The organism is Thalassospira sp. GO-4 (assembly GCF_023588965.1).
Taxonomy (GTDB): domain Bacteria; phylum Pseudomonadota; class Alphaproteobacteria; order Rhodospirillales; family Thalassospiraceae; genus Thalassospira; species Thalassospira povalilytica.
In genome coordinates, this window is sequence record NZ_CP097807.1 from 3,087,227 (window position 1) to 3,110,467 (window position 23,241).

General features: G+C 54.2%; 16 protein-coding genes. 6 read left to right on the plus strand and 10 right to left on the minus strand.

Annotated elements, in window-relative coordinates; all coding sequences use genetic code 11:
• Positions 1-3 precede the first annotated feature (3 nt).
• Both M9H61_RS14320 and M9H61_RS14325 read right to left on the minus strand, forming a co-directional pair.
• Entirely contained in the window at positions 4-1,227 is a 1,224-nt protein-coding gene (locus M9H61_RS14320) for a lipopolysaccharide heptosyltransferase family protein (protein WP_250281189.1), read from the minus strand.
• Positions 1,228-1,263: 36 nt separating this feature from the next.
• A complete protein-coding gene (locus M9H61_RS14325) occupies positions 1,264-1,896 on the minus strand; it encodes a thiamine phosphate synthase (protein ID WP_250281190.1) in 633 nt (210 codons plus the stop codon).
• A gap of 48 nt (positions 1,897-1,944) precedes the next feature.
• Here M9H61_RS14325 and M9H61_RS14330 point away from each other — a divergent pair, with 48 nt between their 5' ends.
• Positions 1,945-2,640: a YggS family pyridoxal phosphate-dependent enzyme gene (locus tag M9H61_RS14330; RefSeq protein WP_250281192.1), complete on the plus strand. Its 696-nt coding sequence runs from the start codon at positions 1,945-1,947 to the stop codon at positions 2,638-2,640.
• A gap of 221 nt (positions 2,641-2,861) precedes the next feature.
• Here M9H61_RS14330 and M9H61_RS14335 read toward each other — a convergent pair whose 3' ends face one another.
• Complete coding sequence (locus M9H61_RS14335; protein ID WP_250281194.1) at positions 2,862-3,551, minus strand: response regulator transcription factor; 690 nt, start codon at positions 3,549-3,551, stop codon at positions 2,862-2,864.
• A 387-nt stretch (positions 3,552-3,938) separates the two neighbouring features.
• Between M9H61_RS14335 and ribA the strand changes: the two genes are divergently transcribed.
• Both ribA and M9H61_RS14345 read left to right on the plus strand, forming a co-directional pair.
• Positions 3,939-5,096 (plus strand): GTP cyclohydrolase II, encoded by a 1,158-nt coding sequence (gene ribA / locus M9H61_RS14340; protein WP_250281196.1) that lies wholly within the window; start codon positions 3,939-3,941, stop codon positions 5,094-5,096.
• Between the two features lie 154 nt (positions 5,097-5,250).
• Complete coding sequence (locus M9H61_RS14345; protein WP_250281197.1) at positions 5,251-6,711, plus strand: hypothetical protein; 1,461 nt, start codon at positions 5,251-5,253, stop codon at positions 6,709-6,711.
• Positions 6,712-6,786: 75 nt separating this feature from the next.
• On the opposite strand, the gene trpS is transcribed toward M9H61_RS14345, so the two are convergent.
• From trpS to mutS, 4 genes are all read right to left on the minus strand, one after another.
• Complete coding sequence (trpS, locus tag M9H61_RS14350) at positions 6,787-7,788, minus strand: tryptophan--tRNA ligase (RefSeq protein ID WP_101246654.1); 1,002 nt, start codon at positions 7,786-7,788, stop codon at positions 6,787-6,789.
• A gap of 160 nt (positions 7,789-7,948) precedes the next feature.
• Entirely contained in the window at positions 7,949-9,499 is a 1,551-nt protein-coding gene (gene murJ / locus M9H61_RS14355) for a murein biosynthesis integral membrane protein MurJ (protein WP_250281199.1), read from the minus strand.
• Positions 9,500-10,051: 552 nt separating this feature from the next.
• The gene (locus tag M9H61_RS14360) at positions 10,052-12,793 is read right to left on the minus strand and encodes a [protein-PII] uridylyltransferase (RefSeq protein ID WP_101246652.1); all 2,742 of its coding nucleotides are present in this window, start codon (positions 12,791-12,793) and stop codon (positions 10,052-10,054) included.
• A 225-nt stretch (positions 12,794-13,018) separates the two neighbouring features.
• On the minus strand, positions 13,019-15,742 hold the full coding sequence (gene mutS / locus M9H61_RS14365) for a DNA mismatch repair protein MutS (protein WP_250281202.1): 2,724 nt from the start codon (positions 15,740-15,742) through the stop codon (positions 13,019-13,021).
• 185 nt (positions 15,743-15,927) lie between these two features.
• Here mutS and M9H61_RS14370 point away from each other — a divergent pair, with 185 nt between their 5' ends.
• Together M9H61_RS14370 and M9H61_RS14375 are read left to right on the plus strand one after the other, a co-directional pair.
• Positions 15,928-16,428 carry a hypothetical protein gene (locus M9H61_RS14370; RefSeq protein ID WP_114112363.1) on the plus strand — a complete coding sequence of 167 codons (501 nt, stop codon included), beginning with the start codon at positions 15,928-15,930 and terminating at the stop codon, positions 16,426-16,428.
• Between the two features lie 602 nt (positions 16,429-17,030).
• The gene (locus M9H61_RS14375) at positions 17,031-19,298 is read left to right on the plus strand and encodes an NADP-dependent malic enzyme (protein WP_250281204.1); all 2,268 of its coding nucleotides are present in this window, start codon (positions 17,031-17,033) and stop codon (positions 19,296-19,298) included.
• Between the two features lie 116 nt (positions 19,299-19,414).
• Here M9H61_RS14375 and M9H61_RS14380 read toward each other — a convergent pair whose 3' ends face one another.
• A complete protein-coding gene (locus M9H61_RS14380) occupies positions 19,415-20,620 on the minus strand; it encodes a hypothetical protein (protein WP_250281207.1) in 1,206 nt (401 codons plus the stop codon).
• Between the two features lie 285 nt (positions 20,621-20,905).
• On the opposite strand from M9H61_RS14380, the gene M9H61_RS14385 reads away from it, so the two are divergent.
• Entirely contained in the window at positions 20,906-21,364 is a 459-nt protein-coding gene (locus tag M9H61_RS14385; RefSeq protein WP_101246648.1) for a hypothetical protein, read from the plus strand.
• 105 nt (positions 21,365-21,469) lie between these two features.
• Here M9H61_RS14385 and M9H61_RS14390 read toward each other — a convergent pair whose 3' ends face one another.
• Positions 21,470-22,360 carry a glucosaminidase domain-containing protein gene (locus tag M9H61_RS14390; protein WP_228194854.1) on the minus strand — a complete coding sequence of 297 codons (891 nt, stop codon included), beginning with the start codon at positions 22,358-22,360 and terminating at the stop codon, positions 21,470-21,472.
• 307 nt (positions 22,361-22,667) lie between these two features.
• A complete protein-coding gene (locus M9H61_RS14395; RefSeq protein ID WP_101246646.1) occupies positions 22,668-23,237 on the minus strand; it encodes a NifU family protein in 570 nt (189 codons plus the stop codon).
• Positions 23,238-23,241 lie beyond the last annotated feature (4 nt).

Consider the following 23,241-nt stretch of genomic DNA (forward strand, 5'->3'; position numbering starts at 1 on the left):
GCATCAGCTGTCCAGCAATAGCTCCGTTTTGAGCAGCGATAAAATCGCATCGCTTTTTTGGCCAAGTTCGGCAACGCAGGGCACGGGGCTTTCGGTTACCAAAGCACGGGCAAGGGCCGGATCGCTTTTCTGGGGTAGTTCGCTTAACGCACTGGCCGCAACATTCAGGCTTCCCATACAGCCGATTTTGCCATCGGGCGTCGCACGTAACTTCGCAAGTCCGCATGGCGCCTGACAATAGGGGCCGACAAAGCCGCTTTGCCAGCTGCGCAAATTTTGATGGCGTCCCTGAAGTGTTTTGGCAGAAGCCGAACTGTAGATCCCGAGCCCCGGTGTCTGAAAAAGCTTGGTAATATGCGCCGGGCCGCTATCAGCGACTACCATGTAATCCTGCCTTGAGACAAACTGCACAAGATCGCCGATCGTCTTAAATCCGTCGACGACCCGTATATTGGGCGCGCCCAGATCGCCAAGTACCGCTTTATAGGCCTTCATCACCCCTTGATAGGCATTCAGAACAATCGTGACATTGGCATCATGACGGGCAAAAAGTGTGCTGACTTTCCCGACAAGATCCGGTGGTAATGTCCGAAGAGGGGAAGAGGCCATCGGGACAATGCCGATATTGATCCCGGGTCTAAAACTGACATCGCGTTTTTCAAGCGGAATCGGCGCCAATTCAAAGGCTTCGCAAAGGGCTTCTTCCGGGTTGACCGGCATGGTGGCGATATCTTTCCATCCTTCCATCTCGCTCAGATCAATCACATATTCAAACTGTGCGAGGTTCCGCGCAGAAATGAACAACTGAAAAATCGCAAGATCGGGGATCAGGCCAAAGATATCAGAAGCCGCGGCACTGTTAAGAACGGCTGTTTTCGCATGCGGATAGCGTTGAAGAAATGCCCTGAGAAACAGAGTCATGCCAACACAATCGCCAAGCGCGTCGTCGGGGATTAAAAACAGAACAGAACTTTTGGAAAAGTCGGTTTTTCCCCAGCGATCACGCGGCAGCACCTGAAACCGGAAGGCATCGGATTTGATGGCAACTCCCTTGGCATTGCCAAGAACCTGTTGACGCAAAAGCGAATTCGTACGCGTGAAATAAACAGGACTGTTGTCAGATGCTTGAGTAAGTCCCGGGCTGACATTGGGCAGGCCGAACTGAAAGGGTTGTCTGGAGGCGAAACGCGCAAAAGTCTTGCGCGATGGATGCAGGTGGCGGGGCATTGCGGGGCTTATTCTCCAATCACCGAAAGGTGCGGTTCACTCAGAAGAAAACCCTATCCCGGCCAAAGAAGCAAGGGCGGAAGACCGCAGGTTTCTGCATGTTTTCCGGTTAATTCCACCCAGTCCGACCGGCGTGATGCCAAGCGTGTGACACAGCATTGCCATCTGTTGCGCTTCCTGAAGTGAAAGGCCTGGAGTATCGGGGTGACTTTGGGTGGAAAATACCGGTGAAATCAACGCTCCGCTTGGTCGATTGCGTGATGGAAGGAGTGCCATGTGGCGCAGGGTTTTGATCCCGTGGCAGGCGGATGTCGTAATCATCCCTGTCGGAATTTGATGATAAATTCCAGGCGTTTGGAGAATGCGATATTCCGGAAGATGAATTCCGTCAGCAGAAATTTCAAGCGCAAGCCCAAGGTCATCCGCAACCAGAAACCGGATTTGGTGCAGGCGGCAAAGCTGTCGGAGTGATGCTGCCAGTTTTGGTCGGTCGGGATGGTTGTAATGACGAAAAATCACCATGCTGTTACGCGGCAATTGCTTGATCGCTGACCGCGGATCGGGCAAACGGTGATCGTCGGTCAAAAGTAAGACCGGCGGAAAAACAGACCCCGGGCGGCTATTGCACAAATTGAGTTGGCGAGCCTGCTTTAACAGGGTGTCATCCATTGTTATGATCCTGATCTTCGTCTGCCACCGATTAAGGGCCTATCATCCATGAGCCAGTCTGATCTGTCATCCGACAAGAGCGATGTTGCTGAAAACCTTGCCGAAATTCAGAGAAATATCAATGCGGCCTGTATTGCCGCAAAGCGTGATCCGGCTGAAGTCACCCTTGTCTGTGTCAGCAAAAATCACGAAGCCGATCATGTGCGCAAGGCCCTGCTTGAAGGAAGGCGGGTTTTTGGTGAAAACCGGGTCCAGGAAGCAGCAGGGAAATGGCCGGGGCTGCGTGAAGAGTTTCCCGATATCGAACTTCATCTTATCGGGCCGCTTCAAACCAATAAGCTGAAAGATGCGGTCGCACTGTTTGATGTGATTGAAACCGTTGACCGTCCGAAACTTGCAAATGCATTGGCAAAGCACCGTGATAAAACCGGTGAGTGCCCTGATTTGTTCATTCAGATCAATACTGGCGAGGAAGAGCAAAAAGCCGGGATCGCGCCAAAGGATGCTGATGCATTCATCAGGATGTGTCGCGAGGAGCTTGAGCTGCCGATCAAGGGGCTGATGTGCATTCCTCCTGTTGATGAGGAACCGGCCCCGCATTTTGCCCTGCTTGGCAAGATTGCGCAGAAACATGGACTGAAAATCAAAAGCATGGGAATGAGTGGTGATTACGAGGCTGCAATCGCCATTGGGGCTACTCATGTGCGGGTTGGGACAGCTATTTTCGGGTCACGAGGCTATTGATTCCCAAAATACGGTGATTTTTTACCAGAAAATGCCGATTTAAGGGGTAATCTTTGTCATTTCACCGATTTTTTTGCCGAAATCATGTGTTTTGGACGGATTTTCGGGTAAGGCGCATTTTTGTGGATAACCAGCCGAAAGACAATGACGGTTTCATCCGTTCTTTGTGACAAAAAATCCCGCCAGAAGCGGGATTTTTTTTATTCGTGCCGAAAACCTGACTACGGAATCAGTTTGTATCCGCCGGGCTCGGTGATCAGGATCGCGGCATTTGACGGGTCTTTTTCGATTTTCTGACGCAACCGGTAAACATGGGTTTCAAGCGTATGGGTCGTGACCCCGGCATTATAGCCCCATACCTCATCAAGCAGGGTTTCCCGGGTAACCGGCTTGTCGCCGGCACGGAACAGGAACTTCAGAATCGAAGTTTCCTTTTCTGTCAGGCGGACTTTTTTCTCGGTCGCGGTTTCAATCAATATCTTGGCACTTGGCTGAAAGCTGTATGGACCAATGACAAAAACGGCATCCTCGCTTTTTTCATGCTGGCGGATATGGGCGCGAATGCGCGCCAGCAGGACATTGAGCCGGAAGGGCTTGGTAACATAGTCATTGGCACCGGATTCAAGGCCAAGAATGGTGTCTGAATCACTATTGGCACCAGTGAGCATGATGATCGGTGACTTGACGCCCGCCCGACGCATGAGTTTGCACACGTCACGTCCGTCCATATCGGGAAGCCCGACATCAAGCAGGATCACATCAAAATAGGATTCCTTGGCAGCATCAAGTGCATCTGCACCGCTTTTCGCGACCACGCATTCAAACTCTTCATGCAGGCGAAGCTGTTCAGTCAGCGACTGGCTCAAAGCTGCATCATCTTCGACCACAAGAACCTGTTTACCTGTCGACATTCACCATCCCTTGCTGCTTGCGCGATCCGGTCTATATATTGGGGCGTATCAGGAACCGGGTGTTACCTTGTTTTCTGGAACTTCCGGTCCGGCCCGCCATATATAAAGTACTCAATCTAGGATCAGCGCCTTAAAGTGCATTTTCAAGAACAAACTGTTTTCGCATTAATCCTGTGCAGGATGCGGATTACTTAATACAGTCACCCGGTCGGTTTTATCCGGTGTGCATTGCTGTAAAATCTTGAAAGATGTCTATCTTCCTGCGATTTTGCGCAGCGCTTGGAATGAAACCTGACTGACCAATGCGGTTATATTAAGTAATTCGGGTCCTTATCCAGCCCCATACCCACCAGATCGCGATGTTGTGATCATAAAGACAAGATAACGATGACCCAAAGTTCTGTTGCCCCGGCCCAAAATGACAGCAATCTGATCCCGGCCACTGATCTTGTGACTGTATCACGCGCTGTGGCCGATTTGCGCCGTGGCGAAATCGTTCTAGTGCAAGGCCATCAGGACGGCGAAGCCCACAATGTGGCTGTCATTGCCGCAGAACCGTTGTCGCAACTTGGTTTTGATCGTTTGTGTGATATCGCAAATGGCAACGCAGCCCCGGCAATCGTTATTCCGCGTGTGCGCGCCAAATCACTGGGACAGGCGTGCAAGGATGATCCGTTTATCGCCTTTGTCAGCGCGGACCGAACCGCAATCAATGCAGATCGGCTGGCCGAGATCGCCAACCCGTTGCTTGATCTTGAAAAATTGCCAACAGGTGACTGGCGCCCGGTTTCAATGGCCGAAAGTGCCGCCATTCGACTGGCAAAACTGGCAAGACTGTTGCCGGCCGTTGTGACGGTTCGGGTTGGCGCCGATCAGCTGGAAAATCTGGCACGGGCGCAAAATCTTCTGGTGCTGCAATCAGACAGCATCAATGGATATGAAAATGCCTCTGCCGCAAGTCTGCGCCAGGTGAGTGAAGCCCGTGTGCCGCTTGAAGATGCCGAAAATGCGACTGTCATTGCCTTCCGTCCCGAAGACGGTGGACAGGAACATCTGGCCATCGTCATTGACGAACCGGCAAAGGACAAACCGGTGCTGATCCGCTTGCATTCGGAATGCTTTACCGGTGATCTGATCGGATCGTTGCGTTGTGATTGCGGCCCGCAATTGCGCGGCGCAATTTCCGAAATTTCGCGCAGCGGAGAGGGTGGCATCGTTCTATATTTGCGCCAGGAAGGGCGCGGGATCGGCCTGGTCAACAAATTGCGCGCTTATGCACTTCAGGATCGCGGCTTTGATACGCTTGACGCCAACGAAGAACTTGGATTTGACGCCGATGAACGCGTTTACCGGCCAGCCGCCGAGATGCTCAGACAGATGGGTTTTGAGACAGTGCGTCTTTTGACCAACAACCCTGAAAAGCTGACCGGACTTGAAAGCTGGGGCATTCAGGTGTCCGAACGCGTTCCCCACAAATTCCCTTCGAACGGTCACAACGAATTTTATCTGCAAACCAAGAAAGATCGGGCAGGGCATCTGTTCTGATTGTGCCAGGATGGGATCCCATAACCCGGCAGAAGATTCCGACAGGCAGCTTTGCCCAAAACCGTTCCTGAATAATATCATTATTTCTCAATAGGTTATTTGATCTCCAAACTGGCACTCCTTTTGCAAATTATCAGGCAAGAGGAGGACAGATATGTCGATTGGAGCAAATTGGCGGCAAATTTCGCCCGGTAACGTGCCGGGCGTCGCAGGAGACGGGGCAGGAAGCAAGTTTGCCCAGTCGAACGCGGCTGACCAGCTTTCCGAAACATCGGAAGGCCGCAGTTTTTCCGAATATATGTTCGGCCAGGACGGCTTCGAGTTCTCCGATGTGCTTGATGTTATCAATCCTTTGCAGCACATACCCGGCGTTGGCATGATCTATCGGTCACTTACCGGGGACGAACTCGGCAACGGGGCCCGGGTTGTTGGTGGCGGATTGTTTGGCGGGGTATTCGGTCTGGCCGGGGCCGCAATCGATGCAGTTGTCGATGCCGTGACCGGTGAAGATACCGGCACCCATGTCATGGCCTTTGTCGAAGACAGCTTTGGCGGTGGTGACGAGAACGGTACTGCGATCGCCGATGCATCCAAAAATAGTTCCGATTCCGAAATGAGCCTTGCTGCGGCGGACAGCAGCTATCAGGGTGATCTTGTTCTGCCATGGATGACCGGTTCGCAGTCCACGCAACCCTCACGACAGGCAGCACCACAGGCCGAGCAGGAAACCATCGTGCAAAACGCGCCTGTTGCACCGGTGGATCAAACTGTTCTGGCGTCCAACGCGACCGTGAACCCGGTTCGCGATGGTATCAAGGCAAGTGATCTGAACGTTCCGTGGGCGCAAAGCAATAGACCGGCGCAGTCGATGAACGCTCAGTTGCAAGCCCAGATGACTGCCAACATGACTGGCCAAGCCAGGACAAGCGATACAGGAACACCAGCAGCACCGGCAACCGATCCGGCGGAACTGACCGTTGCCATGGCATCGGCCCAAACCAGCAATCCGGCATCATCGGGTCTTGCCCAGACCGTAGCGGCCAACTCCGCATCACATGAAACCATGCGCCGGCCGACATTGACCAGTGACGGCGGGAACACGGTTTGGGCCCGGGCGCAAAGCAGCGGTCGTGTCAGCCGTCAGGGATCAAGCTTTGCCATTTCACCTGAAATGGTGGCCCATGAAGCGCGCACGGCAAAACTGAACGCAGCCAAAGAAAACGTATCGGCATCAAAATCGGAAAATGCATTCCATGATGGGAATACACCGCTTTCGGCTGCTGAAATGGCCGCGCGGTTTAACGCAGCCCTTGGCCGTGACAAGGCTCAGACCATGGCCGCTGACGCAGTTGCCAGTACCAATGCCGTTGCGGATCAGGACCGATTTGTCAGTCAGAATGCCAGAAATTCCGGCGATGTTAGCGCTAACACGGCAGGAGATGTTGCACCGAATTCTGTCGCTGAATCCCATCCCTTGATGCAGCGTGCGTCAAGCCATCTTGGCGGGGACGAACCTGTCGGGGCGTGGTTTAGTCAGACAATGATGGATGGTTTGAAAAAGTATCAGGCGATGCAACAGCAAAACCAGGCCCGGCCATCGGGCAATGCCATCTGATCACAGCATGATACTCATCAAAAAAGCCCGCCTGTTTATCACTGGCGGGCTTTTTGTTTTTAACTTCGGGTCTGATCAGCTGTTAAGGAAACCGACGATTTCCTTGACCTCGCGCAGGATCGGCTGGGCAATGGCATTTGCCCGCTCGGCTCCTTTGGCCAGAACGCTGTCAATATAGGCGTGATCGGCATTGAGCTTTGCCATTTCTTCGGTGATCGGTGCCAGTTTATCAACAACCACGTCGGTCAGCGCCTGTTTGAAGCCCGAGAACTGGGTGCCGCCATGTTCAGCAAGAACCGCATCGACTGTGCTGTCGGTCAGCGCAGCATAGATGGTGATCAGGTTCTTGGCTTCCGGGCGGCCTTCAAGACCGGCGGCTTCGCTTGGCAGCGGTTCCGGATCGGTTTTGGCCTTGCGGATTTTTTTCGACAGCGTATCGGCATCGTCGGTCATATTGATGCGCGCCATATCCGACGCATCGGACTTGGACATCTTTTTCGCACCGTCACGCAATGACATCACACGCGTTGCCGGGCCAAGAATAAGCGGCTCGGGCTGCGGGAAGAAGTCTTCGACGCCGTAATCATTGTTGAATTTCAACGCAATATCACGTGCCAGTTCAAGATGCTGTTTCTGATCTTCGCCGACCGGAACATGGGTCGCCTTATAGGTCAGAATGTCCGCCGCCATCAGGCTCGGATAGGCATAAAGGCCAAGGGACGCGTTTTCGCGATGCTTGCCGGCTTTTTCCTTGAACTGGGTCATGCGGTTCATCCAGCCGATGCGCGCAACACAGTTAAAAATCCAGGCCAGTTCGGCATGGGCGGAAACCTGGCTCTGATTGAACAGAACATGTTTTTCCGGATCGATGCCCGATGCAATCATGCTGGCAGCAAGTTCGCGAATGTTGGAACGCAGTTCGTGCGGGTCCTGCCAGACCGTGATGGCATGCATATCAACAACACAGAAGATGCATTCGTATTGCTTCTGCAATTCGACCCAGTTGCGGATCGCGCCGAGATAATTGCCAAGATGAAGGTTACCGGTGGGCTGGGCGCCCGAAAACACACGTTCCATTGGTGTCGTCCATTTCAAATGATGATCAATAGAGCCTGCATACTCCGCCAGGTTTTGGACACCCGCCGGCGGACGAGCATGCAAGCAAGCAGCGCGGAGTTAAGCCGCCCTGACAGGTCAGGTCAAGCAGCTTGTCGGCATATGACCGGATTTATTGCCGCTAGGCGGCTTTTCCGCGTTTGAAAGTGGCCTTGAGCTCGGAAAGGCTGGTCGCCCCAAGCAGTTGGGCAGCGATGCCATAGACCGCCAATCCCCCAATGACACAGAAACTCATGATGGTTATTCGCGTGACTGAAAGGGCGTCATTCTGCCAGAAAATATCGGTCGCCACCCAAAGAGCCGCCCCCATCAGAACAGACGCCAACAGAATGCGCGGTAACCGTTTGACAAGCCGGTCATCAAATACAAGATCGCCCCTGCGATGGAGCAGGAAGCAAAGCGATCCGGCATTGACCCAGACGGAAACCGATGTCGCAGCTGCAATGCCGAGATGCCCGAACAGCGGCATCAACGCAACAATCAGCGCGATATTAAGGATCATGCACGAAATGCCGATCCGGATCGGGGTTTTGGTATCTTCACGTGCAAAGAAGCCCGGTGCCAGCACCTTGACCAGAACCGATGCCGGAAGGCCAAAGGCAAATACGATCAGAGCAAGACCGGTCATGCGGGTTTCTTCGGCCCCGAACGCCCCGCGTTCAAACAGGACATTGATCACCGGAAGCCCCATGACACCCAGCGCAACCGCAGCCGGAAGCGTCAGCAAAAGGGCAATTTCAATGCCGCGATTCTGGCTATACATCGCCGTTTTCGGGTCATCGCCCTGCAACTGGCGTGAAAGCGTTGGCAAAAGAGCCGTGCCAATCGCAATGCCGATTACCCCAAGCGGCAGCTGTTGCACCCGGTCGGCATAATAAAGCCAGGATACCGCACCATCGGATACCAGTGATGCCAGCATGGTATCGATCAGCAGGTTAAGCTGATAAACACCGGCCCCGATCATGCCCGGGATCATGCGTTTGCCAAGAAGTTTGACCCGGTCATCAACCTTTGGCAGTTGCCATTTGATGGCAAAACCGGCGCGTTTGCAGGCAATGACCAGACAGACAAATTGCGCAACCCCGGCTGCGGCAACCCCCCATGCAAGTGCATGGGCCGGGGTTTCGGTCATCGGTGTCAGGCCAAGCAGGGCGGCAATCAGACAGATATTAAGGATGATGGGAACCCCGGCCGCCGCGGCATAACGGTGAAGGGTATTGAGAACCCCCGACATCAGCGCAACGGCGGAAATGAAAGCAAGATAGGGGAAAGTGATCCGCGACAATTCGATCGCAAGATTGAACTTTTCGGGATTTTCCGCAAAGCCCGGCGCAAAAACATACATCGCCCAGGGCATCAGGATTTCGATGATGGCCACCAGAAAACCGGTGATCAGAACCAGCATCGACATGGCGCGCGCGGCAAATTCGCGGGCGGCATCCATACCGCGTTTTTCAATGTCACCAGCCAGAAGCGGAATGAAGGCCGCGGAAAAGGCGCCTTCGCCGAACAGTCGACGAAACAGGTTGGGGAATTTGAACGCGACAAAGAATGCATCGGCCATGCCCCCGGCACCCAGCATCCCGGCAATCAGAATGTCGCGGCAAAATCCCAGCAGACGGGACAACAAGGTGAAACCACTAACCGTAGCGATGGAGCGAACAAGCGACATTCAATAGCGTTCCGTATCAAGGAGGCATCAGGCTTTGTGTGATGATCGCCAATTGCGGCAATGATCAGGCCGGAGCGACAAAACTGACAGCTGAAGGTGAAGAAGTCGTAATGACACCTTAAAAACGGGCTGGGCTATATCACAAAAATATGAAAGTCGTTGAATCAGGTGATTTTTTTCGATGATTGTGACAGCCGTCACAGAAAATGGATTGTAACGGGCATAAATTCCATCTCGCTGAGGATTCGTTGGGACGCGAGCCTCATTATTGGACGGGCGGGGAAACAAGGGAATCCACCTCAACCTGCTGCACTCCGAGGACAACGACATCGCGAATAACAGGTCTCGATGTCGGGTTTGGTTTTTACCCTTCCTCGTCCGTCACAATTTTCCAAAAAGACAAAAATACCGTTCTGATCGCGGAGATTGGAACTACCGGATTGATCCGTACCGTGGTGGTATTGATGATGCCACATGGGTATTGGATCGATCCGGTTTGTCTTTATGCGCCAAACCCAAATGCCCCGCCAAAAAACGCCCGGAGGCGGCCCGTCAATTGTTCTGGATGGCCTGGGTCAGGGTTTCCTTGACCTGGACAAATTTGGTGCGGCTGTCGATTTTAAGGCCAAACACGTCCTTCACGTAAAATACGTCAACCGCACGTTCGCCAAAGGTGGAAATACGGGCTGATGCGATCTGCAAGGACAGGTCACGCAAGGCACGGGTAATGTCATAAAGCAGACCAAGCCGATCACGCGCGGTAATTTCAATCACCGTATGGGTGCGGCTGGCCTTGTTGTCGATGATGACGTTCGGTTCGACCTTGAACACCGCAGTGCGGTGTTTGTTGTCCTTGGTCTGGCGACGTTCGATTTCATGGCTGGGGCGCAGACGCCCGGAAATCACCTGTTCAAGAGTTTCACGCAGCTTTTCGAGTTTGGCCGTATCGTTAAATGCCTCGCCATTGGTGTCTTGGACAAAAAAGGTGTCAAGCGCCATGCCGTCGGCAAGGGTCAGGATCTTTGCATCGACAACGTTGGCACCGCACAGCGCCATCGAACCGGCAATCTGGGAAAACAGGCCGGGATGGTCGGTGGTGTGAACGGTGATTTCGGTGGCGTCAATTTCGGTATCGATGCGGACATCGACCGTGATTTCAGCACCGGTTTTCTTGGCCTCGCGGGTCAGATGGGCATGATGGACATGAACATCGGTATCGAAACTGAGCCAATAGGACGGATAACCGCGATCGATGAAATCTTCGATATCGTCAGTGGGCCAGTCAACCAGCGCTTCGCGGAGCGCCATCTGGGCATTGGCAACGCGCGAATCGCGGCTGTCGGCATTCAGGCCACCCGACAGCAAATCATCGGTGGCAAAGTAAAGTTCACGCAAAAGCGTTGCTTTCCAACCGTTCCAGACATTGGGCCCGACCGCACGAATATCGGCCACGGTCAGACAGAGCAAAAGACGCAAACGTTCCTGTGATTGCACCAGATCCCCGAACGCCTTGATCGTCGTCGGGTCATTAAGATCGCGTTTGAATGCGGTCAGGCTCATCCAGAGATGGGCCTTTACCAGCCAGGCAACAGTTTCGGTATCGGCGGGCGACAGGCCCAGACGCGGACAGAGCTTTTCGGCGACTTCGGCACCGAGTTCGGAATGGTCGCCGCCACGTCCCTTGGCAATGTCATGAAGCAGGACGGCGACATAAAGTACCCGGCGCGAAATCACCTTGCCCATGATCCGGGTCGCGACCGGTGCATCTTCGGCCAGTTCGCCACATTCGATCTGATTGAGAATGCCGATCGCGCGGATGGTGTGCTCGTCCACGGTATAGGTGTGGTACATGTCATATTGCATCTGGGCAACCACACGCCCGAAATCGGGGATAAACCGGCCAAGAACACCGGCTTCGTTCATTTTGCGAAGCGCGACATCCGGGCTGTTGCGCTGGGTCAGGATTTCAAGAAAGACCTCGTTGGCGACCGGATCATTTTGCAGTTTGTGATCAACGAATTTCAGGCTTTGCGTCACCCAGCGCAGGGTTTCGGGATGAATGCCGACACCGTTCTGATGCGCAACCAGAAACAGGCGCAAGATCTTGATCGGGTCTTTTTTGAAGACATTAAGGTTTTCGACCGTCAGGCGATCATTGCGCAACTCGAACCCGTCGATTTCCTTGGTGCCGAAAAGCTTGCCCGGGAACCGGATCAGCGGGCGGCGCTGATGGCGTTCTTCCAGGGCGGCACAGAAGATCCGTGTCAGGTTCCCGACATGTTTGACCATCAGGTAGTAATGCTTCATGAAGCGTTCGACACCCGATGCCCCGGCATGATCGGTATAGCCAAGGCGCGATGCGATTTCGCGCTGCATGTCAAAGGTCAGGCGGTCTTCTTCGCGATCCGAAAGATAATGCAGCCAGCAACGCACCGCCCACAGGAAGTTCTGGGCCTTGAGGAAGCCTTGCGCTTCCTTGCGGGTCAGAACCTTAAGGTCGACCAGTTCCATCGGGGAATTGACGCGATACAGATATTTGCCAATCCAGAACAGGGTATGAAGATCGCGCAGGCCGCCTTTGCCGTCCTTTACATTGGGTTCGACCACATAGCGTGAATCGCCCATGCGAACATGGCGTTCATCGCGTTCGTTCAGTTTCTTTTCGATAAATTCAAGACCGCTGCCCTTGACCAGTTCGTCCATGAACCGGGCGCGAAAAACATTATAGGTATCCTCATCCCCCCAGACGAACCGGCTTTCAAGCAGGTTTGTGCGGATGGTGATGTCCTGTTTGCCCATACGCAGGCAATCATCAACCGAACGGGTGGCATGACCGACCTTAAGGCCAAGATCCCACAACATATAAAGAATGAATTCGACGACCTGTTCGCCATGGGCGGTTTGCTTGTAGGGGAACAGAAACAGGATATCGACATCCGAATGCGGTGCCATATCGCCGCGACCATATCCGCCAACCGCAACCACCGACATGCGCTGTTCATTGGTCGGGTTATGCAGGGGATAGACGAAGCTGACGGCAAAATCATGGATCAATCGGACGACCTGATCCATCAGGAAGCTGTTGGAAAACACCGTTTCCTGGCCGGAATTGCTGGCTTCGAAACGGGCGCGAATGACAGTGCGACCGTCTTCCATGACCGATTTCAGCTTGTTCAGGACAGCGGTGCGCTGTTTGAAACTTTTCAGCTCCGGGTCCTTTGCGATGGCTTCAAGCTCGGCAAAGACTTTTTTCCGGTCAATGATTTCGCGCTGCTTCTTGATCTTGTAGGTCACGTTGGTCGGTTTCCTTGGCGCTGGTCTGCGGTCTGAGTGCCGTATTCGGGGCCGTTATCCAAATACAATAACGACAAAGTTTTGCGTCCGCATCATATGCATGTGCCATGCCGGAACGCAGGTTTTGCCCAAACGCCGAAAAATCCGCACCATCAGGCCCAAATGAAAACAGGCACCTGCCTCATATAGGGGCAAGGTGCCTGTTTTTCATGCGTTTATATTCGATCAGCTGTTGATTGATCGCAGACGATACAACGCGTCCAGTGCTTCGCGCGGTGTCATATTGTCGGGATCAAGTTCTGCTACGGCGTCCAGAACCGCTTTCTGATCATCAGACAGGGCAGGGGTGCTTGCGCGTTCTTCCTTGGCGGCCTGTTCGATGGCAACGGCAAATAGCGGCAAGTCATCGGCAAGTTTCGAAACAGCCCCGCCTTGTTCCCCTTTTTCAAGGGTCTTGAGAACCTGCTCGGCGCGCTTGATGACCGGTTTGGGCAGGCCAGCCAGCTGGGCAACATGAATACCGTATGACCGGTCTGCACTGCCGGCCCCGACTTCGTGAAGGAACACGACCTCGCCCTGCCATTCCTTGATCAGCATGGTGTGGCAGGACAAATGGTCAAGCTTGGCGGCAAGGGCGGTCAGTTCATGATAGTGGGTGGCAAACAGGCCGCGGCATTTGTTGATTTCATGCAGGTTTTCAACAACCGCCCAGGCAATGGAAAGCCCGTCAAAGGTTGCCGTACCACGTCCGATTTCATCAAGAATCACCAGCGACCGGTCGGTTGCCTGATTAAGGATCGATGCGGTTTCAACCATTTCGACCATGAAGGTCGATCGGCCACGGGCCAGATCATCAGCCGCACCCACACGCGAAAACAGCCGGTCAATCACCCCGATATGGGCCTTGGCGGCCGGAACAAAGGCACCGATCTGGGCCAATACCGCAATCAGGGCATTCTGGCGCAGGAAGGTCGATTTACCGGCCATATTCGGACCGGTAATCAGCCACAGGCTTTGCGCATCTTCAAGGCGGCAGTCATTGGCAACAAATGGTGCATCGCCATTTTCGCGCAGGGCCGCTTCAACCACCGGATGGCGGCCGCCACGGATGTCAAAGGCAAGGCTGTTGTCAATGGTCGGGCGGACACAGCCCTGATCACGGGCAAGTTCCGAAAGGGCGGCTGATACATCAAGTCCCGCCAGGGCTTGTGCGCATCTTGCAATCTCGTCTGCCTTGGCAAGAACGGCTGCTACCAGATCATCGAACAGTTCAAGTTCAAGGGCAAGCGCCTGATCACCGGCCTTGGAAACCTTGCTCTCAAGTTCGGACAATTCCACGGTCGTAAAGCGCACGGCATTTGCCATGGTCTGACGGTGGATGAATTCGTCTTCTTCCATCATCTTGTCGGCGGATTTGGCCGATACTTCGATGAAATAGCCCAGAACGTTGTTGTGCTTGACCTTGAGATTGCTGATCCCGGTCTGTTCGGTATAGCGGGCCTGAAGATTGGCGATCAGCTTTTTGCTTTCGCTTGAAAGCATGCGCAATTCATCAAGCGGCGGGTGATATCCCCCGGCAATAAAGCCGCCGTCACGGGCCAGAAGCGGCAGATTTTCCGAAAGCGCCCGGCGCAAAAGGTCAATCAGGTCGCCATGATGCCCCATTGCCGTCAAGTGATCGCCGAGGGCTTCTGGCTGTGTGGTCAGACCATCATTGCCGCCATCGGGTTTGGCCAACAAATTGCCGATCGCAAAGGCACAGGACAAACCGTCACGCATTGCCGCCAGATCACGCGGACCACCACGCCCGACCGACAAACGCGAAAGCGCGCGTTCAATATCGGGACATTCGCCAAGGGCTGCGCGCAGATCGGATCGCAACGCATCGCGATCATGGAAATATTCGACCAGATCAAGGCGTTTGTTGACTTCATCGGCATTGGTCAGCGGGGCCGACAGGCGTGCGGCCAGCAATCGTGCCCCGGCACCGGTCTTGGTGCGATCAATAACCGAAAGAAGCGATCCCTTGCGCTCACCCGACTGGGTCTGGATCAGTTCCAGTGATCGTCTGGTGGCGGCATCGATTTCCATTGCGGCCCCTTCGGCCACACGGGTCGGGGGCGACAGGCGGGGCATCTGGCCTTTCTGGGTCAGATCGACATAATCAATCAGTGCGCCGGCCGCGGAAAGTTCGGCAACCTCAAACCCGCCAAAGGCATCAAGGGCTTCGACCTGATAAAGCTTTTTCAGGCGCAGCTGCGCGTTTTCGGGATCAAAACGTGCGGTCGGCTGCGGGGTGATGATGTTTTTGTATTCGGCATATATGTCAAACACGTCCGCACGGTTCAGCATCTTTTCCGAAAACAGGATTTCACCCGGATCAAGCCGGGCCAGGGCCGCAGGCAGGCCGGCCATATCACAAGGCTGAACAAAAAAGTCGCCGGTCGACATATCAAGCCAGGCCAGGCCAACCTTGCCGCGCACTTCCGATACGGCTGCCAGATAGTTATGGCGCCGTGCATCCAGAAGGCTGTCTTCGGTCAGAGTGCCTGGCGTGATCAGGCGGACAACGCCGCGTTTGACCACGGATTTGGCACCGCGTTTCTTGGCCTCGGCCGGGTCTTCCATCTGTTCGCAGACTGCGACCCGGAACCCCTTGCGAATAAGACGCTGAAGATATGTTTCGTGACTATGGACGGGAACACCGGCCATGGGAATTTCGTTACCCTGATGCTTGCCGCGTTTTGTCAGGGCGATATCAAGGGCTTCGGCTGCTTTGACGGCATCGTCAAAGAACAGCTCGTAGAAATCGCCCATCCGGTAAAACAGCAAGCAGTCCTGATACTGTTCCTTGATTTCAAGGAACTGCATCATCATGGGTGTTGCGCCCTCTTTGGAAAAGGAAGGCGCGGTCGGTGTGGTGTCGGATGTATCAGCGATCTTGTTCATGACGACTGTGATAGCAAACCCTGAAGGCATTGACGAGAGGTGGCAAAGTGCGAAGTCATAGTTTTTGACCTATGCCATTGCAACGCCTGAATTTCCGTAAAATATATAACCATATGGCCGGTCAGGACCTGCGATGGTCATCGCAGAATCTTGTACCGGAAAACATCCCCCAAGGAGAGCGCAAAATGGCAGCAGAACAGACCACCTCGCAGGCCCCCGAACTGGTCGGGTTGTTCGACACAAAAGACAGTTTCGATGCCGCTGTGCGTGAATTGCGGGAAAGCGGCTTTTCGCGGACGGACCTTTCGGTGCTGAGTTCACATGAATCAATCGATGTTGCCGGATCTGACGGCCGGTCCTGGTCCGATGTGCTGACAGCATTGGTGGGTGAAGTGAAATATGAAGTGCCGTTGGTGGCATCGGGTGCCATCGCCCTGTTTGGCGGGGCGGCAACGGCACCGGCTGCAATTGCGATTGGTGCCGGGGTTGGTGCTGTGGCCCTGCGTGAATTTATCGACGAAGTCACATCCACCCCCCATACCGAGGATTTCGCCCGTGCGGTTGATGCCGGCTCGGTTATTTTGTGGGTGCGTATTGATCCGGCAAATGCCGGCGCAGAGGCCAAGGCAAAAGCGATCCTTGAAAAGAACGGCGCGACCAACATTCACCTGCATGTTGGCAAATAGGGCCGACCGCCGAACGGTGTCGTCAATCAACCCGTCCGGCAAAAGCTAGATGTGCAAATGCATCTGGTTGCTTGCAGCAATGACCTGGCGGTGGCCGGATTGGATCGGCGACCGCCATCTGCCTGATTGGGCAGGCTGGATCAGACCGGCATCGGGCTTGGTGATCTGTCAAAAGTGCTGCTGTTGTGGGGACTTTCGGTTTTTTCGGATCGTGGAAAAGGTGCTTTTGATGCGAAATCCGATGGTTTTTTGCGCGCTGCAAACTGATTGCTGTTGGCTGGTCTGGCAGACGGATCGGCATTTACGTTACTGAAAAATCACGTCTATTCCTGTTTTCAATCTTCATCATCGCAAAAAATGACCCATTTCCGGATGGAAAAACCGGTGCTGGAACGGTGCAACCGCAGGTGCATTGTTGCGTCGCAACATACGGAAAACGCTACGTAATTTTGCGGTTGCCGTTAACGTCGCCTTTGACCCGGGGCAAGAAGCCTGATTTATTGGGCGGTCCGACATGACGGTCCCACACCGATTTTATGTCGAACAGGATAAACTACACACTTTGCTTTCCAACCCACCACGCAAGCGTCAGTGAAAACATAATGTCAGATAAAGAAATCAAGGTTCGTGACCGCGAAGCGCTGCTGTTTCATTCCAGCGGCCGCCCGGGCAAAATCGAAATCACCGCATCCAAGCCGCTGACCACACAGCGCGATCTGTCCCTGGCATATTCGCCGGGCGTTGCGGTGCCCTGTCTTGAAATCGCCAAGAATCCTGCCACCGCGTATGATTACACCTCCAAGGGCAACATCGTTGCGGTGATTTCCAACGGTACTGCCGTTCTGGGGCTTGGCAATCTTGGTGCGCTGGCGTCCAAGCCGGTGATGGAAGGCAAGGCGGTTCTGTTCAAACGCTTTGCCGATGTTGACGGGTTCGATCTTGAAGTATCGACCGAAGACGTTGACGAGTTTGTCAATTGCGTGCGCTTCCTTGGCGCATCGTTTGGCGGCATCAACCTTGAAGACATCAAGGCACCGGAATGCTTCATCATTGAACAGCGTCTGCGCGAAGTGATGGATATTCCGGTCTTCCATGATGACCAGCACGGCACCGCCATCATCGCGGCATCGGGTCTGATCAATGCCTGTGATCTGACCGGTCGCAAACTCGAAGACATCAAACTTGTGATCAATGGTGCGGGTGCTGCGGCAATTGCCTGCTCCGAACTGGTCAAAAGCATGGGTGTGTCGCCTGACAATGTCATCATGTGTGACTCGCGCGGGGTCATCTACAAGGGCCGCGAAGATGGCATGAACCAGTGGAAATCAGCCCATGCTGCCGATACCGATGCCAGAACCCTTGAAGAAGCCATGGATGGTGCCGATGCATTCTTTGGCCTGTCGGTCAAAGGTGCGGTGACCGCCAAGATGGTCAAATCGATGGCCAAACAGCCGATCATCTTTGCGATGGCCAACCCGGATCCGGAAATCAGCCCGGAAGAAGTGGCCGAAATCCGCAGTGATGCAATTTGCGCGACCGGTCGTTCGGATTATCCGAACCAGATCAACAACGTGCTTGGCTTCCCCTATATTTTCCGTGGTGCCCTTGATGTCCAGGCATCAACCATCAACGAGGACATGAAAATCGCGGCCGCCCATGCGGTGGCATCGCTTGCCCGTGAAGATGTTCCGGACGAAGTGGCGGCTGCCTATTCTGGCCGTCGTCTGCAATATGGTCCGGAATACATCATCCCGGCCCCGTTTGATCCGCGTTTGATCATGGCTGTGCCCAAGGCGGTTGCACAGGCCGCCATGGACAGCGGTGTTGCCCGCCGTCCGATCATTGACATGGAAGAATACGAAAATCAGCTGCGCGGTCGTCTGGACCCGACGGCAGCGCATTTGCAGCTGATTTCCGATTATGTGCGCGCACATCCCAAACGCATCGCCTTTGCCGAGGGCGAAGAAGAAACCGTCATTCGCGCGGCTGTTGCCTATCGCAATTCGGGCTATGGCACGCCGATCCTGATCGGGCGCGAAGACCGCATCCATGAAAGTGCCAAAAAGCTTGGTATCGAAAGCCTTGAAGGTGTTGAAATCAACAATGCCGCACTTTCAAAGCACAATGCCGAATATGCGGAATTCCTGTATGCGCGCCTGCAGCGCAAAGGATATCTGTGGCGTGATTGCCAGCGCATGGTCAATCAGAAGCGTAACGTCTTTGCCTCTGTCATGGTGGCCAAGGGACATGCAGATGGCCTGATCACCGGCCTTACCCGTAACTTCAATCGCAGCTTCACCGATGTTGCCGGTGTGATTGATGCCAAACCGGGTGAAATTCCGATGGGTCTGTCGATTGCCATCGCCAAGGGCCGTACGGTGTTCATTGCCGATACCCGTGTGCATAACCTGCCCAATGCCGAAGAACTGGCTGAAATCGCCATTCAGGCGGCTGAAAAAGCCCGTCAGCTTGGTCATGAGCCGCGCGTTGCAATGGTCTCGCATTCGACCTTCGGGAACCCCTATAGCGACGATACCGATCGTATTCGCGAAGCAGTTGGCATTCTTGAACGCAGCGATGTCGATTTCGAATTCGATGGTGATATCGCGGTTGATGTCGCACTCGATACGGAACTGCTGAAGCTTTATCCGTTCTGCCGTCTGTCCGGTCCGGCCAACGTTTTGGTGATGCCGGCCCTTCATGCGGCAACCACCGCATCCAAGCTGCTTGACAAGCTTGGCGGCGGCACGGTGGTTGGTCCGGTGATGATCGGTCTGGAAAAACCGGCCCAGATCGCACAGATGGGCTCGACCGTGAACGATCTGGTCAACCTGGCGGCACTTGCCGCGCACGAGGCAGAGCACGGCTAATCGCCGTCTCGAGCTGAATATCAAAAAAAATGGCGGAGCTGATTATTCAGTCTCCGCCAATTCTAATTTGGCCATGATGTGGTCGCCGAGCATTGCAGGTGACCAGCAATGTGAGGTTATTCGACCGGCTGACCAAAGAGTGCAATCACCGCACCCAATGTTGCCAACAGCCCGTAAAACCCGACCCGTTGCCACCCGGTATTCTGCCGGGCCGCGATCACCGCGCCAAGGGCGGCCTGCAATCCGTAATAGATGGCAAAGCCGCGCGACGCGTAATTTACAATGGCATAGATATTTGCCGACCAGGTCAGGGCAACGCCGATTACCGCCAACAGAAGATAGGCCTGCCGTTCGGTGATGCGATCGCGTGACAGCTGGGCAAACAGTCCCCCTGATCCGCTGGTATCGGCAACCGCGGCACTGAATTGCGATGCCAGTGCTGCTGCGACCAGCAAAAAGGGCAAAATAGGCGCGACAATCTGCATCATGTTGATGATGCCGGTTTCTGATGACGACATCTGGTCGGGTCGAAACACATAGGAAATCAGAAGAATATAAACCAGATAGATCGCGGCAGATAACCACTGGGCAAGACGCATGGATTTGATGCGGGTTTGCGCGTCATATTCCGATCCGAGATAGCGCGATGTCTCAAACCCCTGCACGGTAATCAAAAGACCGAATGCCAGGGTAAGTGCAGACCAGCCGCCAAGTTTCGGCGGATTGAAGATCAGGGCGTCATCAATCGCCCGATGACCGAAATGCGCCATCAGCCCGATCAGCAGTCCGGCAATGATCGCCAGTTTCAGACTGACGGAAACATATTCCATTTTCTCAAGGCTTTTGAACCCGCGCGACCATCCGACAAACACAATGATGATGAAGACCCCGGTGGTCAGAAGTTTGGCATCAAGATCGGAATTGAATGGCGTCAGGCTAAGGGCGAAAGCACCCAGAAGATTGAGGTAATAGGACACCGAAATGATATAGGCAAAGGCCAGCGCCCAGGATGATAGCGTTTCGATGCGGATTGCCAGTGCCCCGTAATCACCGTTCTGAATGGCCTGTTCGCCGGCAGCCATATTGAAACGGATCACACTGCCAAACAGGAAGGCGACAAAACACAGTGCAATCATGATCAGCGGTGCATAGCCGCCATATCCGATATTGAGAATCGGACCCAGCAGCAAAAATCCACTGCCAATGATCGACGCAAGCGGTGTAACAACGGCCCGCCACAATGGAAAATGCGCAACAGAACGTTTTGAAAGAACAAAGGCAACACATGCGGTTGCCAGGGCAATGATCAGATCGAAAGTCACGGTGTCATTCCAGGGCGGTTATTCGTAGCGCATTGATTTATAAGCGATGAAACATCCGTTTATGTCCAGAATATAGTCGTCGGTGTGTTCAGGCCATGCAGCACCCTGTTGGCAAGCGGCAGTATCAGGTTTGCGACCAGACATTCCGGCGTAATGGATGCATGGCTGATGTGTTAGGCTTGATGTCATGAAATGTCATGGGATGATCACGACCCGATTTTCGCCACATGGTTTGGGCATATGGCTGATATGTCTGCGAAATTGTACAAAAATAGGAACTTCTCGATGGGCCAGTTGACCCGATTTCTCGCTGTTTTCATGTTTTTCCCGATGCTTGCGGCCTGTGAAGATGAACAAATCAGCGGCCCGACTGCCGATGAAATCACCACCGCAGTCATCGAGCGTTTCCGTGCCGATCCCTATGCCAAGGTCGGGCATGTCGAAAATGTCACCAAGACCAACAGCATCCCCAAAGGCGATGACGAGATCATTGTCATGGTGCGCTATGATCTGGTGTTTGATCGCTCAATCGCCGATTTCGCAGATGACGTAACCGAAAAGGGCAAGGCTGCTGGCACTATGGATGATGTCGGCAATACGGTCAGTGATGCGATTGATCTGGTGAAAACCAAGATGCTTGCCATGAAGGAAGGCGAGTTCAAGGCTGGTGACCGTCGCACGGTTGAAAATGAAATCCGCCTGCTGAAATCTGAAAAAGGCTGGATCTATCGCGGCGACCGATAACGGCTTTGACCGTTTGGGCGCTACTGCTGCGACATCATGAAAAAAGGGACCCGATCGGGTCCCTTTTGCATATTTGTGCCGGGCAAAGATGCCCGATGTTCATGCCTAGTCTTCGAGGGATGCCAGAACTTTGGGCGGCGGCGGAATTTCACCGGCCGCGAATGTCAGGCCATCAAGCTCGTTCAGACCGTTGGCCCGCATGATCGTATGCAGGCTGTCGACATATTCCTCACCGCGTTCGGAATATTTGGTCAGGGTTTCGGCAAGATCCCAGCCATTGATCAGATGACCTTCGGCCCGCAGGACCGAACGGCGTTCACGCAGGGTCTGATAGGCCGGATGGGAATTGATGTTACGCGCATAGGCACGCACGCTGTCCATCAGGCTGCCAAATGATTTGATGACGTGGGTTTTGCCTTCTTCGCGGTCTTTCGGAACGATGCCTTCGTCATCGCCCCAGGCCCACTGCCCGAACAGGGCATTGCCCGTCCGGACAAAGCGCGACGTGCCCCATCCGCTTTCCTCGGCCGACTGGGCCAGGATCAGTGACGGCGGGATGATGTCGATACGTTCGAGCAGGGCAGTAATACCGCCATCGGTAACGCGGTAACGCTTCATCAGCTGATCAACCCATTGCTGATCGGCTGCACTGACCGGGGTGCCGGAAATACCTTTGGCCTGAATGGCCATCAGACGTTCGCGACGTGCACCGATTTCTTCGTTCACCCGCATGGCCAGCGGCAACATGATGCGCAGGAACAGTTCCTTGCGCTCTTCGACCGATGCCAGCTCGCCAAGTCCCTTTGGAACGCGCTTGATATAGACGCGCGGAACTTCGGTCATGCTGCCAAAGCTGTAACCGATGCTTTTGAAATACTGGTTCAATGCGACGACTTCGGGGCCGCGCCGATAGACCGGCTTTTTCTTTGTCGCAGCGATCTCTTTCGGGGTCATTGCAGGGATGTCGGTGCCAAACCCGGCGGGGGTTGGTGACACATCAACTCCGGCAAATATACCGATATACAATAAACCGATTGCTCCGGTGACCGAAGCAAGCGCAATTTTCCGGTAATTTCCTGTCTTTGCGCTAGTCATTCTTGTCTCTCCAGGATCAGTATCATTGTTGATTCACTGTCCATCCCAAGTGGAAGATATCTATGCCTGTCAGCGCCGCGGATCGCAACGGACAATATTTCCACAAGTTGAAAACGCCGCGTAAACCTTCTCGTTTGCGCAAAATAATAACGCCCGGCGCAGGCAAAAGTTTGCGCCGGGCTAAAGATTTTCTTAACGACTCGGGAAATCAGTCGGCCATGACCGGTTCGACGGCCTGAACTTCCGGCACGTAGTAACGCAGCATGTTCTCGATCCCCATTTTCAGGGTCGCGGTGCTGCTCGGGCAACCCGAACATGCGCCATGCATCTCAAGATAGACGACACCGTCTTCAAACTTGTGAAAAACGATATCGCCGCCATCCTGGGCCACGGCCGGGCGAACGCGGGTATCAAGCAGTTCCTTGATCTGGCTGACCAGTTCGTCATCGCCTTCTGCGGCGGTGCTGGCGCCGGTTGCGGCACCGGAATTCTGGTCCAGAACCGGCTGGCCGGACGTGTAATGTTCCATGATGCCGCCAAGAATCTGCGGCTTTAATGTCTGCCAGTCCTTGGAATCGTCCTTGGTGATGGTGATGAAATCACCACCAAGAAAGACACCTGCGATGCCATCAACTTCAAACAGCTTGCGCGCCAGCGGCGATTTGACGGTTTCGTCACCCTTGACGAAGTTCGCAGTGCCCAGACGGCCCATGACTTCCTCGCCCGGCAGGAATTTAAGTGTGGCCGGATTTGGGGTTGGTTCGGTCTGAATGAACATGGTC